At 43.8% G+C, this 18,493-nt stretch carries 10 protein-coding genes; all 10 read right to left on the bottom strand.

What is annotated here, in order from left to right; all coding sequences use genetic code 11:
• Positions 1–88: 88 nt before the first annotated feature.
• Entirely contained in the window at positions 89–1,528 is a 1,440-nt protein-coding gene (gene brxL / locus I6E49_RS09835; RefSeq protein ID WP_235402046.1) for a BREX system Lon protease-like protein BrxL, read from the bottom strand.
• Between the two features lie 3 nt (positions 1,529–1,531).
• Positions 1,532–3,949, bottom strand: a complete 2,418-nt coding sequence (gene pglZ / locus I6E49_RS09830) for a BREX-4 system phosphatase PglZ (protein ID WP_235402045.1) — start codon at positions 3,947–3,949, stop codon at positions 1,532–1,534.
• A gap of 4 nt (positions 3,950–3,953) precedes the next feature.
• Positions 3,954–7,439, bottom strand: a complete 3,486-nt coding sequence (locus I6E49_RS09825) for a hypothetical protein (protein WP_235402044.1) — start codon at positions 7,437–7,439, stop codon at positions 3,954–3,956.
• A 24-nt stretch (positions 7,440–7,463) separates the two neighbouring features.
• The gene (locus I6E49_RS09820; protein WP_235402043.1) at positions 7,464–7,916 is read right to left on the bottom strand and encodes a hypothetical protein; all 453 of its coding nucleotides are present in this window, start codon (positions 7,914–7,916) and stop codon (positions 7,464–7,466) included.
• Positions 7,913–10,414 carry a phosphoadenosine phosphosulfate reductase domain-containing protein gene (locus I6E49_RS09815; protein WP_235402042.1) on the bottom strand — a complete coding sequence of 834 codons (2,502 nt, stop codon included), beginning with the start codon at positions 10,412–10,414 and terminating at the stop codon, positions 7,913–7,915. Before I6E49_RS09815 ends, I6E49_RS09820 begins: the two co-directional genes overlap by 4 nt.
• A 517-nt stretch (positions 10,415–10,931) precedes the next feature.
• A complete protein-coding gene (locus tag I6E49_RS09810) occupies positions 10,932–11,615 on the bottom strand; it encodes a hypothetical protein (RefSeq protein WP_235402040.1) in 684 nt (227 codons plus the stop codon).
• A gap of 15 nt (positions 11,616–11,630) precedes the next feature.
• Positions 11,631–12,920 (bottom strand): ATP-binding protein, encoded by a 1,290-nt coding sequence (locus I6E49_RS09805; protein ID WP_235402039.1) that lies wholly within the window; start codon positions 12,918–12,920, stop codon positions 11,631–11,633.
• A 465-nt stretch (positions 12,921–13,385) separates the two neighbouring features.
• Positions 13,386–14,267: a DUF7281 domain-containing protein gene (locus I6E49_RS09800; protein WP_235402038.1), complete on the bottom strand. Its 882-nt coding sequence runs from the start codon at positions 14,265–14,267 to the stop codon at positions 13,386–13,388.
• A gap of 32 nt (positions 14,268–14,299) precedes the next feature.
• Positions 14,300–17,947 carry an ATP-binding protein gene (locus I6E49_RS09795; RefSeq protein ID WP_235402037.1) on the bottom strand — a complete coding sequence of 1,216 codons (3,648 nt, stop codon included), beginning with the start codon at positions 17,945–17,947 and terminating at the stop codon, positions 14,300–14,302.
• Complete coding sequence (locus I6E49_RS09790) at positions 17,944–18,489, bottom strand: condensin complex protein MksE (RefSeq protein ID WP_235402036.1); 546 nt, start codon at positions 18,487–18,489, stop codon at positions 17,944–17,946. The genes I6E49_RS09795 and I6E49_RS09790 overlap by 4 nt, the downstream gene beginning before the upstream one ends.
• Positions 18,490–18,493: the final 4 nt, after the last annotated feature.

Genomic DNA, 18,493 nt, shown 5'->3' with positions numbered 1-18,493 from the left:
TAGCAAAGCCCTGGCTTGTGAAAGTCAGGGCTTTGTGATTTTTTAAGAATCAGGGAGTTTTGACACACCCTCTTTCGCAGTTATTATTCTACATATTTGTCTTTATCCAAAAATCAGGCATAACAGTCTTAAATTCAACATCAATGAAATGACATTGTTCCTTTATAATGCCACGACGACGAATAGCCGGTTGTAGGCAGTAAGTGTCAAAATCATCAATGTTTACATCTTCAACATGAGTCCAATGAGGAAACAATAGCTTCATGTATGCTACTGCTATACGCTTAACCGCATTGAAATCTCGTGTATCAGCATTTTTGTCACATCCCACTAATTCGTCAAACAATAGTCCATATACATTTTGAGTGCGAAGCGAATGTAGTATTTCAGAGAAGTATTCTACATTTAATGTCCACCCTTTGTAAATAATGCCTTTGTTGATACGAGGCAAGTGCCAACCTTCAATAAAACAATGGAAACGGTCAAGTAAAGCAGATTCGCGGAATGACTGTGGCAAAGAATCAAAGTATCGGTAGTTCAAAGGTCGGCGCTGCTCGTTAAGAGGTATATTGCCCATTATCATAAGCCCACACTCTGAACAGAATTCATTGTTGTCTATCGTTGTTTTACCAGACTCTAAATACGATTTGAGAGCAGCCTGTATTTCTGCTGGCTCCTGGAATATAATGGTCTGAATCTCGTCAAAGGCAGTGAAATCATGGTTCTTGATAATACCATTCTGTTGCTTTGCCTTATCATAGAAAAGTTTGGCACGTGTAACTTTACCACCACTCACAAGCCATCCATACTTTGAGAGGTTTCCAAACACAAATGACTTACCCGTTCCTTTTGGAGCAAGTTCTATAACATTCAATCGAGGCTCGACAAAAATAAGAAGACGTGTCAAGAACTCCATTTTCTGTGTCATTGTCTCAAAACCATCAGCTTCATATTCCATAGACGACAAAAGCACATCTATCCACTCCTCCGTTGAGAAAACTGCACGAGCGTTTCGCAAGTAATTAATGTCAACACTGCGGTAAGGCTTGAATGGTTTGTAATCAACCATCTCAACATGATTTTTCTTTCCATCTTCATCAGGAAGTACAGAAAGTTTTATAATTCCCCATTTCTCACCATCAACGAGTTCGCCTTGATGATTTTTGTAAACGTACTCAGGTATTTGTCCTTCATTTATTTTGATGCCAAGATCAGGGATTCCGAATCTGCGCACACCTTTCACCAAGTCTATGTAGATGATGAAACGTGTGAGCAAAGTAAGTTCCTCACCAAAAGCCAAACGGTCTTTTACCTCTGTCTGCTTTTGCGGTATGACCATATCAAGGAAGTTTGTCAACTCAGCACGGTTGACATTTCCATCCGCATTGATAAACCGCTTTAGAATAAAGTCTTTTACAAATGACGGAAGGTTTCGCCCGGCAAACAAGCTGTTGGTTGATGCAGGGTCTTTATATATAGCCATCGAGGAGAACTGCTCCCGAATCTTTTGTGTGATAGTTGCTTGCATAATTTAAAATCCGAATAAGTCGTCTTCCTGAACACCAGTGTTGATGCTCAGATTGTCTGTTTGCTTAAATTCTCCTATATGTAGGATTATTCTTGTTGAAGTGCTGACGAGATTCAATCGTTCACTCTCATAAACATCTCCATCCATATTGTGAAGCTCATAGTCAACACCATTGTATGTTACATATGGAGTGTCTATGCTGCTGATTCCCTTTATCGTATATCTTACTATGGGGCTACTTGCAACAATTTCGTTTGACTGCAATTTCGCAGAATATACATTTGCATTTTTTTGACTGGAAACAATTATGATAGGTACAAGTACCTCTTCAGGTGTTGCGCCTCCATGAGCACCCTGTCCCACTGGCGTTTTGGTGGAAAGAGAGTTGTTATTCAATGAACACAGAGTCTGGCCATCATCCAAAACAACATAGTTATTATCTGCCGGAGCAGACCCTTTGAGCCAATGTCCACAACGTCCAGCATGATCTGTCTCCACGCCTGCGAGGTTAAGTCCTGCTCCGAACTGTGCCATATAGCTGACTCCATGATCAGAGACAAATGCTATCTTCTTGCCATTGTACAGCGAGAGAACTTTCGAAATGGCATCTTCTACAATTCGAAACTCCTCAATAAGGTATGCAGGATATTTTTTCGGCGTATGTGCAAACTTATCAACATCTCCGATTTTCACCAGTTTGCCATCTGCCATCTCATCCAACTTCGTCTTGTTTACGGAAGTGACTGTAGGCAATTCTGAAGCTGCGACATAAATTTCATTCAAGAACACTCCATCTGCCTTGTGTTTTTCAATAACTCGTGTTATGAATGGAATCCAATCTACACCAAGCCCATCTATCCAATAGTAAATGTCAATATCCTGCCTGTTGTGCATGAATGTCTTTACAGTCTTGAAACCATTGCGCCATGTCTCAAAACTGACTTGTGAAGCATTAAGTTCCTTGAGCTTGTTTGTCAGGTTTTCTGTTTGACTATTTCCCACTTTTGAAAGACAATATTCCTGGAAATATTCATTTATCCAACCATTGACTTTCTCTGTTTGCACACTTGAAGGCAACAAATAGGCATACAATTCAGGGAAAAGAATCTTTATATAGTTCTTTTCTATCTTTCCGTGACCAACCCATTCCGTCATAAGACATTGTTCTGACAAAGTGAGTGGTGACATATATTTCATCGCAAACAATGGCCCACGTTCTGGATCAGCAGCCATTGCCGACAACTTTGCCTTAACCTTTTGTTCTGCCAAACTCGTTATCTGCACATGCTGTCTTTTTGCTTCTCTAAGCAGAGCCAAACGTTGGCTAATACTGGTCTCGTCAAGAGACTCTTCAAAGATTTGGGTAGCTATTTGTGAGAACAAATCTGACGAGCCCAAAGAGGCAACGTTCTCCAAGACCCTAATGAGATAATTGCATTCCTCTGTTTTCCATACAAAATAAGTTTTCAGCAGCCAGCGTGAAAACTCATCCCTATATTCAAACCATGTCTGCACAAAGGCATTCTCTTCATTCAAACTTGATGTATTGAACCGTTGATTGACAAAAGCGTCAAAATCAAAATCTGCCACATCAATATTGGAAGCCAGTTCTTCCCAATACGGCATATCTTCTTCTCTTGCATTCAATTTGCCAAAATCAATACAGAGTCCTTTGGTCAAGAATTCAAACGCATTGTTGCAAATCGTATACTTGAAGGCATTGTCTGGCTGGGCATTATTACTGTTGGCGAAAATACACTTTGATGTACAAATAATCTGCGGCTTTATCTTGGCACCCACATTTTTCCAAAGGGCAATCCAATGGCGTAGGTCTTCACACAGCGTATAATGTTCTTCAAGTCCTTTCACACCGTATGTTGTTCCCTTCGTAAGAATCAGGTGATAGTTGTCATACTCTGTCCCAGAGCGGTATTCCCATATGTGGATATTTGGATCGTCCTTGAATTTGCTCACCTTGCTCTGCATACCGATGACAGGCACGTATATACGCTGGTGATCATGTTGGGCTTCTTCCGGTGATTGGATAAGACGTATTGTCTTCAGCAACGAATCAAACTCAGCGTAATGTGCATTGTCATAGAATCTTGTTATCTCCGAAAATGGCGCGATGACGAAATCGTTTGCAGGCAGACTTTTAATGTAAGCCTCGAATAATGCGGCAAGTTGCGAATAGGTGATAAGTTTGTCGTCCTGTCCGTCTTTCATCCATTTTTCTATGCTTTGCACATACACGTCATGGTCTTGGCACACTTGCACGAAATCGCCAAAGTCGCCAAAATTCTCAAACAATACAAAACGTATTGGATAGCGGTTGCGGAGACTGCTCTCCGCTCCCGTCCAATGTTTGTCGACCTCTATTTCATGACAGAGGTCTTCCAATGTACCAAACTCCTTATACATAGATTTAACCGTTTATCTTGTCCAACAGCCACTCTCCACATTCGTCACACAGTCGGGTCAGCAGAGCCTTTGCATCATCAAGGGAAACAATGCTTGAAATGTGCTTTTTTGCTTGCTTGCGCTTCTCCTCCAATGCGTTAGAATCCGTATAGGATGTTTGTACAGTATTATTGGTAGGCGGTTCGGAAACTATGTCGTTGCTTTGTTGCCAACCATTGCCATTTGTTTTTTGCTGACCATTTGCAGATGAACTTCTTGCAGAATTCCATTGTAATGCCTTCTTCTCCACCTCTTCTTCAGTCCAATAACCTACTGTTGATTGTAGATTCTGCTCGATGAAGTGCTTCACGTCATCCACTTCATCTTCTTGTATGTTGATGAAGTCAAGCTGCATCAGATAATTCTTAAAGCCATCAGAGAAGGCTGCATCCACATTGAGGATGTTCTTCATCTCGAACCTCAGTTCAGAGATGAGGTCTATAGTATCCTTTACCAACGCTGGATTCCGCAGGTCGCGTTCCATACAGATGGTGACGATATTGTCTATCAGTCTGCACTCTTCATCCGTAATGTTCAGCATGACTGGCAAACTGGCAAAAGCAGCTTCCGAGGCGTATTTCACCGTCCACAGCGGATATCCTTTCTTGCCAAGAAACTCTGATGTTATGGCGTAACGGGCATCTTTCAGACTGGTCACATCCGAATAGTCATTGTTCTTGTTGTTCAGCTTGAAAAGCGATATGAGGTCTTTGCACAGTTTGCCTTCTTCGGGTGTTTGGAACTTGAAGTTCAGCTTACTGTTCGATTTTTTGTCATCCCACACCTTGAACAGCCATACGATATCGTCAATTAATGCATTCTTGTCGCGTGGCTTGCCCTGCATATCGAATATTTTGTTTGCCCAAGACTTCAGGGCAAAAGCCATCATTGCCATTGGAGCAAAACTACCGTATAAGCCGTATGGGGGCTTCTGCAGAACAGAAAATTTATCATCAAAGTTGAATGGCAGGCTCTTGTCTGCATACTTGATGATACTCTGCACCTTGTCATATACAACCTTGAACGGATGGTTCTCTGGCACATCGCCCTTCCACTCCATGTTGTCGTCCAAGCACTCTTGTACAAGATATTGTATAGGGCGCATCTGAGCGGTTATGGTTGCCAGTTCTTCCTTTGAAGTAGCAAATATGAATGTACGCACAATCTCTTTCGAGTTCTGTTGGCGCCAGAATGTTGACGGTGCTTTTTGACGTAACAATTCACAAGCATCCGGACCATATGGAAATATGGTCGGAGATATCACACTGTTGACAATGCTTGAAAGATGCTTAACGGAAATGGGCTGTTTATCTTCACCATTTATATACACAATGGCATTGCCACGCTGCACGCTATCCATCCACTCTTTTACCATCGACACCGCATGGTCGCGGTGTACTTTCTGCTGATCGAGGAAGCCATGGCTGCTGGCACATGCATAGTTGGCTTGATATTCTATAAACTGCTCATACTTAGCATCGGTAAACACCTCGTCAAACACAAGATACACAATATTCTTCAGGTCTTTGTCGTTCTCGTCTTCGGCACATTTCTCTGCAAAACTGCGCAGCACGCCAAGTTCAGCGTTGTTTCTTGCCATCAGCAGAGCGAAGAACATGGTGCTCGTCTTCGTATCCTTTCGTGCATTCTTAATTTGGCTTCTGAGCACGGCTTCGTTCTGATGGTCGGAGAAAAACTTGAATCCATATGGGCGTATCACTTTCTGCATCATCTTTTTCTCAAAAGCCGTGCTGGCTGCATCTGAGAAATTAAGTATCTGCTCCGTAAAGCGATACTGCACATTGCGCATCTCTGTTTTCTTTTCTTCTATCTCACCTGAAGGCAGGGCAGAGAACTGTACTGAGTACAATCCGCCTGGCGCACGTTGTATGATGCCTTGTTCATTGAACCACTGTAGTACTGTGTCCACCTCACTGTCATAACGTGTTCCAGCAAACAGGGCATGTATGTTGTCCTCCGATGGTGTTACCAGTCCGTTGTTGTTCTCTCCCGACACATTGTTGAAGGCGTTGAGCAACAATATTCCCTTAAATACAGCAAAATAGGCTGCACCTTCATTGCTGACCTGTAGTTTGTATGAGTTGTAGCGTTCCGTTACGGCTCCATAGTTGGTCACATCGTCTTGGAACACCTTCAATACATAGTCCCACAGATAGTCTGCCGTGATGGTGTCACGGTTCAAGAAACTCTCCTCGCTGTCAAGAAAATCGCGGATGGAATCATTCTGTCCCAAAAACTCGAATACGCTTCGGCTCGATGAGCCTACCACAGTAGCGTAGTGAGTGGCTAGGTTAGCTGTACCCGGATGCAGGGGATAGAGATTAAATAGGTCTTCACGGGTGGACTGCTGGTCGTTGCTGGTGGCTGTAAAGATGTCAAGCAGTTGCGGATTCATCGTATAGAACTGCTGGCACATCTGGGCATGGCGCTCCTCATCAATGATTTCAAACTTGCGCGACATAATCTTGAATGCCGATACAGATTCCATGTTGTACTTCATGCGGTGGTATCGCCCATCGGTCTGCTTCAGTTGTTCGGAGTCGATGCCGTTGAATGCAGACGGATGCGAGATAAGGAACAGGTAGGAATTACAGTCCTCATTCATGAACTTCTGAGCCACCTCTTGCAATTGTTTCAACACGGGTACACCAATGGCGTCGGTCATAACGTCGGTAAACTCGTCCCAAACAATCAGCAAACCGTTATACGTTCCCAACTCTGTCAGACGGTCTTGCACCTCACAAAGCCATTGCTTGATATTGTCGTTGTTAAGGCGTATATCGAGTTGTGCCTCACGCAGCGTGTCGCTCACGCGGTGGAATATACCAAGGTCGCCGGTCTTCAGGCTTTCTGCCAGTTGATCACTGTCGGCAACAACAGACGACAGAGCTGTATGAGTATCTATCAGATGATTCCATATTTCCGGGTTCTGGTGTATTTGCTCAATGTAGTTTTCATAATCCGTCGGCACAGCTATCTCTATCTTGTGCTTGCGGAGCGTTTCTGTTACCGCCTTCTGCAACACAAGAGCCAAGTCTCCGGGATGTGTCATTGCTCCCAGTCCATAAACATTGACCGTGAGCAAACGCTTCGTCTCGCGAAGTGAATAAATGGCTTGACGGAGTGTGGCAAACTTTGCGTCCTTATACTCGTAGTCCACCCACTGGCGTATGTCTTCCACGGCATCACCCAGCAAGTGACTGACAACTGCTACGGCATGGCTCTTGCCAGTGCCGTATGTTCCGTTTATCCAAAAACTCTTGTGGTTGTCAATGTCGTTTCCACGCACACTCTTTATGACCGTACGCAACACGTTGTTAAATTGTTCATTGGGGATGAACGAAACCCATTCACCCTTTTTTTCTTCTGCTATGTCGTAAGCGGCTTTGCCACCACGAAGCTTTATTATATCGTCATACTTAGTTGCCATAAGTGTATGATTGGTTTGTTATAGTTATTTTGTCAGGTATCGACTGATGATGTTCTGTTTGATATAATCCCTGTTCTCTGCGTCTTGTAATAGCTCCCATAGCTCATCGTCCAATTTTGCATAGAGAAGATTCTCGCGGAGGTATTTGGCAGAAGGAGAGGATGACATACTCGGAGATTCAAAGTCACGCTTCCATATTAAATGATAGAATGGAGAACTTGCAAGATGATAAAATGGTTTAAGAAATGTTGACAAGCAATATTTTTTCTCACCATAGACCTTCTCATATTGTGAGAAAAACATTTGTTGTAAGTAAACATCATCTAAGCTAAATTTATTACAGCATAACTTACCATACTTGACACATTCAATCAAAGACAAAAGGTATAGTGGCTTTGATAACGAAATCCATCCTCTATAATTACCCAATGTTAAAGAAAGAATCATATCTGTGTATGTAACAAGTAATGCTTTCATTTCGCTAATGTCTCTAAAGCTTTTTCAGGAGTTAAATCATCTCTTAGTGTAATATGATCCAAACCCATATTTAGTTCTGCCACCAATACTCTGTGACTATCAGAAGAAAGAAAACGCAATTTCTTTTCCAAATCACTTTTTGAAATACCAAATTCCTTATATATTCCGTCCTTTTCATCAGCTTTGTAAAAGTCGGAAACTCTCATCAAGTTGCTTTCCTTTATCTGTGCATATTTGTATAATGAATATGCGACTGCTTCCACCTCAATATCTGAAAATCCAGATCGAGTATATGTGTTCTTATCAACTTTAGTCATTTGACCAAGTTCCTCACCTATAGGACTCTCCTTAAATGTACGAGTGAGAGCATACACAACATTCTTTATCGTTGTTGTGCTGTCACTGGAATAATCATTCTTTACCCCTTCTCTCAAATCAGCATCAGTGAAATTGCTTCCGAAAGAAACATTCTGCGAATACCAATGTGCTATAGGAGAATTGTACGTCAAGTTTATCCAAATAATTTGCCATACTAAACTTGGATTGTTCTCATATATTTCGATAAGCAACTTTCCAAATGGGGTAATTTCTCTTTTCTTTGTATCAGAAAGAATTTCTGCCTGAACAAGCCATTTTACAAAACTTGGCAACTGCTCCTTGACATTTAGTCCATGATTTGTTGTCTGAAAATAATCGTCATGATTAGACATATAGTAGTCTAACCATTCTTCACGTAATCCAAAATTATTATAACTAATCAGTTTCATTTTACTCTTTGGTGTTTCTGTTATTTTTAATGAATGAGCTACAATACATCCAGTTTCATGGAAATTTAGGCATTTCCCACAATGGATACATTTATTAGTGTCTATTTCGGCTTTTGGTAAAATAGATAATGCACCTGTCGGACATTCTACTTCACAAGCTTCACAATTTATGCAAAATGTGGCCTTATTCAAAGCCCTTTTTATCAATCCTTGCAACGCTAAACTTTTTGCTGTATTTTTGAAAGACAGACTATAAACATCACCATTATTTTCACACTTGTATGAGTATACTTCATTCCTGTATTTGAGTTCTCCTTGTTTTTCAGAACCTGTAAATGGAGCAATAGCGCTAATCCATGTTAAAGGATGCTTCTGTGGTTTGATCAACATGACATTCAAGTCTGGCTTTGAAGACAGAAAGTCAATAGCTGAGGAAGAATGAATGTCACGACCGCCGGCTCGTCGTTTCCAGTTTCCATCTTCAATATAATTTCTAAAATCCTGTACCTTGTTACGTTTTACATTGTCTTCAATTCGTGACAAAAAGGGCTCAAGTTTTTCATGAAAAGTTTGATTAACCACCATGTCATTCCATTCAGAGGAAAAAGGACAAATAATACATCCAACTCTTGTTATACCACGTCTGTATGCAATATTAATTGGGAAGCCATAGCGGAACAAATACAAAAATACTTCAACAGAAGACCAAGATAATATTGGACTTGCATTGATAACAGTCGAATGTTTAACACCTTTTCCAATTCGATTATATCCACTTCTCCTTACAGACTCCTCCGCTCTCACTCCGTCGAATGTCAGAACACGTGCTTGCTTGTTGCCTTCAACTTTCAACATTCGGTACAACGGTGCCGTCTTCATCACCGAGCAGCACCAACGGTGATTGTCACTTGGTGTGCCAATCTTGTCCCAATAGCTCAGTACCGACTCGTGGTTGCTGGCTGTAAGGAAACGGAGTGAAGGAAACTTCTTTTTATAGTACGCCTCCACGTCTTTGTAAAGAGCGAGAGAAGGAGGCAGTTCATAGCCGGTGTCGCTATAAATGACCTCAAAGTCTGTAGGAGGAATGGCACGTGTACACAAGTCGAGTACCACTTGCGAATCCTTACCACCAGAGAAACTTGCTATAAAGCGGTCTATTTTGGTAGATAGCAGCACACGCTTGCCTTCTTTTTCTGCCGTAGCAAGAGGCATGATATCGAACGAGTCACAATCCTGTTTAACCACAGCCATGTGTTGCTTGCTCTTCTTTTCCACGCGCTCTGCCATCGTCTCGAAGTCCAGTTTGTTGGCATCAGCCTTGTTGTAGGTTTTATTTGCTTTGGCATACGCCAAATAAGTGTCACGGATAAATTCTATGGCTTCATTCTCCAATACGAACATCAAATCAGATGTACGCTGAAGCATCTTCTTCACGTCAACAGGCACCAACTCCATTGGTTCTATACCAGGTTGTATCTCCAGTGTAGGTTTGGTGTATATATTGGCGCCCTTGGCATCAAAGAGCCTCACTCCCCTATACCAATACTGCTTGTTGACAGCCCACATAATCGGCTCTTCCACATGAGGATAAGTCCATCCAAGTTTATCAAGCCCCAACAAGTCCAGCTCCTCAAAGAACACAGGACGGGGGGAGATACCCAACGTACCTTCCACAATGCGAGAGTGGAGCAGTACTCCTCCCGTTTCTTTGTCCCATGTTATTTTGTACATTTCGGCTCTACCTCTTATTAGGTGCGGATAGAACCCCAATCTCCGACGATAATTATAAAAAATTGCTGTACCTCTACAAAAATAAAGCGTGGGATTCGCCTTTGCCCATCCCACATGTCGAGGCCTTCGCATTGCCCTAATCGTCGAGACGGACAACGCTGAAAGCCCACGCATGGTATATATTAATCCCATACGTGAGCAGCCGTATACATACAATAAGTACATATACGACAAATCACGGCAGGGTATAATATACCTTACCGTGAGCATTTACTGGTTGCCACCGTCCTTTGACGATTACTGTAAGTTGCGAAGTTACGACATGTCAAAGACAGGCGCTAAGTAAACGCCCATTTCCATAAAGTCAAAACCCACCCGCTTGCCCTTTGGGCTTCCAGCAAGTGGATATCCTGTGCAAAGTTAACGCAAAACAATCAGAATAACGAATGTTTTACTATGTTTTTCTTCTTGGAGCTAAATTTGCCGTAATAAGGCGTAGCCAATATGCCTAAACTACCTATTTCTGGCATTCTTTCGCTCCTGGCATCTTCTTATACACAAATCCCTCGCCACCAGGGAAGTAAGCTTCGAATACAATGCTGAGGAACCGTGCAATATCCTTACGCTTCTTGCCAATCTTGAAGAATGTGGAACTGGCATACGCCATGAGGTCGGCTTGGCTGCATTTGGCATTAACGGCTATGCTGACTTTGGGTATTACTACCAGGTCGCGCTCGGCAAAGGCAATGGCACAAGCGTTGATGGCCTCTTGCTCTTCTTTGCTGAACACGCTCATCTTTGCTGCAAACCAGTCGAGTGCTTCTTGTACTTTGTGCTGCTGATCTTCATCCACGGCTTGCGACATTGCTGCCGCACGTTCTTGCTCCAGCTTCTCTACCGTGTCCTCAAGCACCGCCACCTTTTTCTTCATGACATTGTACTTCACCATATTTGCCATGACGAAGCAATAGCAACACACAACGACGATGAACACAAGCACAGCTTGATAACGCAGCTCGTCCACAATATCGTTCAGCCCTGCAATATAATGGCTCATCATTGGCACTGCCATCAACGACAGCGCAGCACAGACATACATAAACCTTACTTTCGCCTTGTCGCTTATGGGCGATATGCCCACAAACAAGGCAAGGACGAGCGACAACGCACAGAAGCAGAGTGCCAGTAATACTGTTCCCATATTCTATTCTGTTTTTTAATCTTTCAAACAAGCAAGCGGTATGACTTTGACTCCGTCTGGGCGTGTGTAAGCCATGCTGCCACCTGTCATGACAATCATCAAGTCGGGTTCGCGCAACGGCACCTGCTTTTCTGTTTCATTATGCACTTGAATAAGTCGTTTAATTTCCAAAAGATGTTTGGCTCCTTCTTCTATTTCACGGCTGCCAAGTTTGCACTCTATCAGAGCATAGCGTCCATCGTCAAGATGAAGCACCAAGTCGGCTTCCAGTCCGTAGCGGTCGCGATAGTATGACAGGAGGCTATCGTGAGAGGCTGAATACACCCTAAGATCTCGTGCGCACATTTGCTCAAAAATAAAGCCAAATGTCTTTAACTGAGTCATTAAGGATTCTGGTGACAGGTTGAGTAATGCGACTGCAACCGATGGATCACAGAACGCTCGTTTGGGTCTGCTTTGGATTGTTGTCTTGCTCCTTATGGAAGGGCACCAAGCCTCTATGTCCTGAATGACAAACAGTTTTTCCAATGCCTCGATGTAGCTTTCAAGCGTAGGCCTGGTACATTCTACATCATCAGAAGCAGTAACGTCTGCCAATATGGATGTGGTTTTCGCCAATGTTGAGATGTTGCGTGCGTATGATTTCATTATCAGGTGCGCCAACTTCTGATTTCTCTTTACTCCATCTATGCGTGATATGTCATTCTTATATACAGACTTTACATACTCTTTGGCAACAAGTAATTTTGACTTGTCGTCACCTAAATTCAATGTTGCTGGCCAACCTCCTCTGCATGCAGCAAATATGATTTCTTCCATTTTTAGTTCCGAGGTAGCGAAGATTTCTTCTTGAGGATTGTCGAACATCTCCATCAATGATACGCTGCCGTTAGATTCACCATATTCCCACAGGCTCATGGGCAGCATCTCCATCCGGGAAATACGCCCTGTTCCACTATGATGGATTTTACTGTCGTCAATAGCGTTAGACCCTGTCAATATGAATTGACCAGGCAAGCCACGCTCATCAACCTTTGTGCGCACTGCATCCCATAGCATTGTGGCATCTTGCCATTCATCTATCAAGCGAGGCACTTCCCCTTCTAATAAGAATGAGGGCTTGGTAATGGCTGTAGCCAAATATTCTTCACGATGGTCAGTATCTTGTAAACTAATAACACTATTGGCCAATTGCTTGGCAGTGGTGGTTTTGCCACACCATTTTGGTCCTTCAATGAGCACTGCTCCCATTGCTTTAAGATGCGCTTTAAGTCGCAAGTCAAAGACTCTATTTAGATATGCCATATTCGATTTTGTTTTATGCTGCAAAGGTACTCATTTTAATTTGATTACCAAACGTATTTTAAGTTTTTGATGTGTTTTATTTTAATTTTTTGTTGTAATCCATTTATAATTTTTGAGGTATTTTATTTGTAGTTTTTGGGGTGTTTTATCATGTGTTTTTGTGGTAAAGCACTACCTTTTAATAAGGTAGGCTGCACCTCGGAAATAAAAATAAATGTGATTTATTTTTGTTTTTCTCTTCATTTGCACTACCTTTGCAGCAGTTGAGTGCGTGTTTGCTTATCGTTGCTTATTTCCATATTTGCAGCACATTTGCAGCACGCTCACGCAAATGGCTTGTTTAATAACGGTTTGCATTTCGAGGAAGTGAAGTAAGTTTGACCAATTTGTAAATCTTAATCCGAATTAATAACAAAAGGCGTACAACTTAAATCTTAATGATTTTGGTTGTACGCTTTTTTATGTTTAAGTGATGTGATGTTCTGTCAAACTATTCTCTATATATCCTTCCTGGTCGTAGCAGCGGTGATATTTGTGGAGCATATCTATCAGTTGCTGTAGTGGCGGGATATTGGAGGTGAGGTGGCAGAATTTTGGATATTGGTCGTTGTATCTCTCTGCCGAACCATGCTTTATGCGCTGTTCTATGTCTTGCGGAATGAGGAAAGAGGCACGTGTGCCGAGGTGTTTTTGAAATTCTGTAAGGAAGATATGGATGCCGGCGAGGTCGAAATCGCCGAAGTGGACGTACTGGTTAGGGATGGTCTGCAACCATGTCCGTAGGTCGGACGACTGCGGATAGCGCGACACGAACAGCAGTTGTTTGCCTGCCAATGCAGAGGCAAACAAGGATTGCTGACGACGTATAAGGCGGAAGTTCTCCATGTTCTCGATGTTTACGACGGTCACATCGGCAGGTATGGCAAATGATTGCCAATCGGCAATGAATAGGAATGTGCCTTCCTGTGGATTGACCACCAGCTCCTTACCGTTCAGACAGCATATGATTGGTTCGTATGAATTGACTGGAAAACCTGGGCATGAGCGTGCTGTCACAAGTTTGGAATTACCCGTTTCTGCCGCCTGTTCTGACCTTGTTGTTTCCGCGTCAAGAGTCTCTTTCATTTTGTCGAGATGGCCTAACCGTTCGTTGATATGCATCAGACTTTTTTCCAATGTATCTGGAGAAGCCGCAATTATGCAGCTTCTGCTTCCGTGTGAACGGCTGATAAGCACACCGTCGCTTAGGAGTTCTTCCACCCATTCACCACGTAGGGCACTGGACGGAAGTGACTCACCTGAGCGAAGTCTGATAAGCTTGTCTATAAGAGATGACGTAATCTTCATATACGAATATAGTCAGCTGTTTCTGATGTGTTTTATTGTTGTGATATTAAAGGATGAACCACGGTCTGCGACTTGCTGTCCTTGCTAAGCAGATAGGTGTAGCGATAGTCCGAAACGTTGTATGTGGTGGGCGAAGAGTTGATGAGCAGTATGTTTCGGGCATTGGCAAAGTCGAGTATGCCTTTCACGTTCTGCGGGTGCAGCTTGCCGATTTCGTCCATCATGCAATGTATGCGGAAGTCGCCGAACTTACGGCTTACCTTTCCTTTGAATACATTTATCAGCATGATGTTTATCATTGCCTTAACCAATGTGTCCGTTCCCTCGCTTCCCACATGCGACAGCTTGTCCACCCATCCCGTGTCGTTGTCGTTCTCCACGATGCGGAACTGCAGCAGGAATAGGTCAGAGAGTGCAAGGTATCGTCGTTGCGGATTGTCAACAAGCGACTTCATCAGGTCGAGCAAGTGTCCTACAGCCTTCTGGTTCACGTCGTCGCGATTGGCTGAGGAGAATAGGTTTAGCTCACCCATGGTGTATTGGTTGTCGTCGTGAAAATCCTTTATACGCTTCATCAGCAGCACCATCTTGTCTGCTGAAGGAACGGATTGAAGGGCAATGAGTTTTATGACGCCGGCAAAATTGCGTTCGCGGAAATCGTTATTGATATCATGAATGACCTTATCTACATCCGATTCGTGCCGCGTCAGATCGCCCATCTCCTTGGACACACGTCCCAATATGTCTACATATCGTTCGCTGGTGCGGCGTCGGAATTCTTCTATCTTGTTGTAGACAAGGAAGTCTTCCAGATTATTGGCGAAGTCGAGATAGTCTTCATCAAGAGCCAGCTCCATACGGAAGTTGAAAGTATTCTTAGCGGTAAAATTGCCCTTGAACACGTTCACTGCGCTTTTAAGCTTGTCTTGGCTTTTTTGGCGTGACACAATTATGCCCGTCAGTTCGTCCACTGCCAGTCCTGGCGTGCGCAGTGTCTGACGTTCTTGTGCCTCTGCCAGCATTGGCGGACACAGGTTTTCGTCATGTATGAAGCGTTCAGCCTTATGCAGGTCGTTGTCAATACGGGTCTTCTCCTCCCTGCGTTCATTCAGTTCTTTGCTCAGTAAGTTCAGCGTTTCGTTATGCTTCTGCTTGCGGAGATCGTATTTCTCGTTCAGTTGCTGGAACTGATCGGTGATGAGTTTCTTCCTTGTTTTGAATTCTTCCTCATGGTCGAACAGTTCTTCACAGTCACGCTGATAGTCGAACACTATACGTCTGTGGTCGTCTATGTATTTAAGTTCGGTTTCTGTCGTCTTTATTGAAGCCTTGCATTCCTCCACTATACGTGTGTCAGCTCCACGTCCGTGCAGTTCTTCATGCTCTTGCTGTTGCAGCAGTTGCAGCTCCTTGGCAGTATTCTGCTCCTGCAATCTTATGTCCGCACGTATTTCAGCCACCCGTTGTTCGTGCTGCTTGATAATTTCCTCCTTAGCTTTCTGGTGTCGCTTGTCTTCAGAAGTCAGCTGTTTCTGTTTGTCATTCTGTATCTTTGCCAGTTCCGTATCGGCAGCAGTTCGGCGTATCGTCACATCCTGCAGTCGTGCATTCAGCTGTTCGGCCTTTTCCTCCTTTTCATGTTGAGCCTTAGCCACATAGTCTTCCTTCTTCAGCTGTATGGTCTTGCGTTTCTGTGGAATGACGCGCAATTCGGTCTCATGGTATGATTTCTGTTCGTGCAATTCTCTCATCTTGGGAGCAAAGCGTCGTTTCAGTTCGTCCTGCAGTTTCTCCTGTAGTTCCGTCAAGCCAACATATTCAGTCTTCAACGAGCGAAGCGCCGCATCCAGTTCTGCTCGTTCCGCTTTCAGTTGGGCAGGTTTGCGCACAGCAAGTGGCAGGTCCATAAGGTCCAGTTTCACGCCGAACAGCGATGTTCCCTCGTCCTTCTGCGGATGCAATCCGGTCTGATAGAGCACGCTTTCTTCGTTTATTACCTTACCTATGTTCTGTTCCCAATCGCGCTTGTTCGCCTCCAGCCATTCATAGAGCGATCCCTTGGTTCTTTCCAGCAAGCTGTCTATCTCAGTCAACTTCCCCTCAACTTCATCCATTTCGTGCTGCTTTGCATCCAACTTGGCTTTACTGTCCGCCATTATTTCAGCTTCGTTCTTTTCGTATTCGGTCTGCAGCTGATTGATTTTAGCCTCCGTGGCTGAAATCAGTCCGTTCAATTCTTTCTCACGTAAAGCCAGTTCATTGGTTTCTTTGCTGAGAGCGTCAGTCTCTTCCTTGTAAGGTTGCCAGTATTTCAGTTTCAGCATCTCTTTCTCCAGCTCCGTCTTTTCGCCTTTAAGTTGTTCGATATAGTTGGTGGCGAGAGTGATTTTATCGGCGAAAGCCACCTCTATACCCTCTCGTTGCTTGGTATGTTCGGCGAGCATACGTTCGTCTGCTGCTTGCTTTTCCATTCCGAGAGAGATGATGCGGTTGGTCTGCGACTGACGATAATTCTCCAAAACGTTCTTCGCCCCTTGATAAAGAGCCTTATATTTAGCTGTTATGTCATTAAAGTGCGCCGTGAGTTCCGCCAGTCGGGCATTGTCTCCATCGAGTTTTACGCGCAGAATCTGTTCCTGCTCGTATCTATTCAGTATCTCCTCTATCTTCTGGGCAGAATAATATTCCTTACGTTTCTTCAGACGTTTGAGGCGGTCGTTCACCACGCCCTGCTCTTGGTTGAGACTTGACTTCTCCATATCGAATTTCTGCTGTATTTCGCTTATCAGCCTTTTCTGCCGGTTTTGTTCCTCCATAAGCTCGTCTATCTTCTTCTCCACCAAAGGCAGACGTTCTCTTGATGTGCGTACAGCATATTTCAGTTCGCCGCACAGTTCGGTTATCTGCCGCTTCATGAATAGCAGTTCGCGGTAAGTCTTCACCACGTTTTCCGCTTGTGTGCGTACTATGGATTCGCCTTTCTGATTCAGCTTATACCAACATGAGATGTCCTTATATTCCTGTTCGAAGTCTGCCACCTGACGACGGTAATATCCGAGATCGATGTTGGCTTCCTCATCACTCATAGAGCGGATGATGATGTCCTTGATGAAATTGGCATCCAGTCGTGAGTTGAGAAAAACGTTCTGTATGCTTCGCGGGATGTTCTGATAACGGTTCGACTCCATCAGTTGGAAACGTGCAAACTCCTTGCCCACGGCTTGTCTGTTGCCATAGAGAATGTCGCGGTATTGCTCGTAGCGGTCAATAATCTTGCTCATCGACGCTCCTCCCAGACGCTCGCGTATCACCTTGCTGTCTGCCGTAACGTCTCCATTGTTGTCTATGAGCCATTCCTTACGGTATGCAGCGTCTATGAATCGGTAACAGGCACGGCCTGACGAACGGAACGTTAGCACGCAGAACGGTCCGTGTTCATGCTCCACCTCATACACGATGTATGAATTGGCATGTGGCAGATAAAATTCGTCGTATGATTTCATCTCCTTGGGAATGCCAAGGTGCAATTTGTCGGCATTATAGAAAAACAGGATGGCGCGTAGCAGGGTGCTCTTGCCCACGCCTTGTGTGCCGATGAAGTGCACATTTCCGTCCAGTCGCACCTCTGCGTATCTTATGTGTGCGCTGTTCACAAATATTATCTTGCGTAATGCTCTCATGCTTGTTCGGTATCGGTTTCTATAATGGTGAGACAATCAATAAGTTCTTCTATGTAATGGAAGGCTGCTGTCACCTTGAAAGTGCCGTCAAGTTCATCCTGCAGTTCCACGAATCCCTGACGTTGTAGGTCGCCTATCAGCTTGTCCATTTTCTCATCGTTGGTTTTGAGGTCGGTATAAAGGTGACGTGCCTTTTCCTTGAGTTCTATGTCGCTTGAGAACTGCTCCAGGATATTCGATTTGCGGAATGTGAATCCTGACCCGAATGCAGTGTTAAAGGTTTTGAGGAAGTCAATCCTGTCTATCCATTCTGCCATTCGCTGTACCTTGTCCGCCAGTTCCACCTTGTTCTCCAATCGTGAGAAATAATAATATCCGTTGCCGCCTTCAAGCAAAAAGCCAATTCCGCTGAAGTAGTCTTGGTATTGCTGAAAGTCATCTTCTATGGCATCATAAAGGTTAGAGATTTGCTGTGAGACGGAGTTTTGCGATATAAATCCACCTCTGCTCAATATGTCGAATATGTCTTTGGTATAACGCATAAGT

Source organism: Leyella stercorea (assembly GCF_021531655.1).
This window is presented reverse-complemented; position numbering and strand designations above follow the sequence as displayed.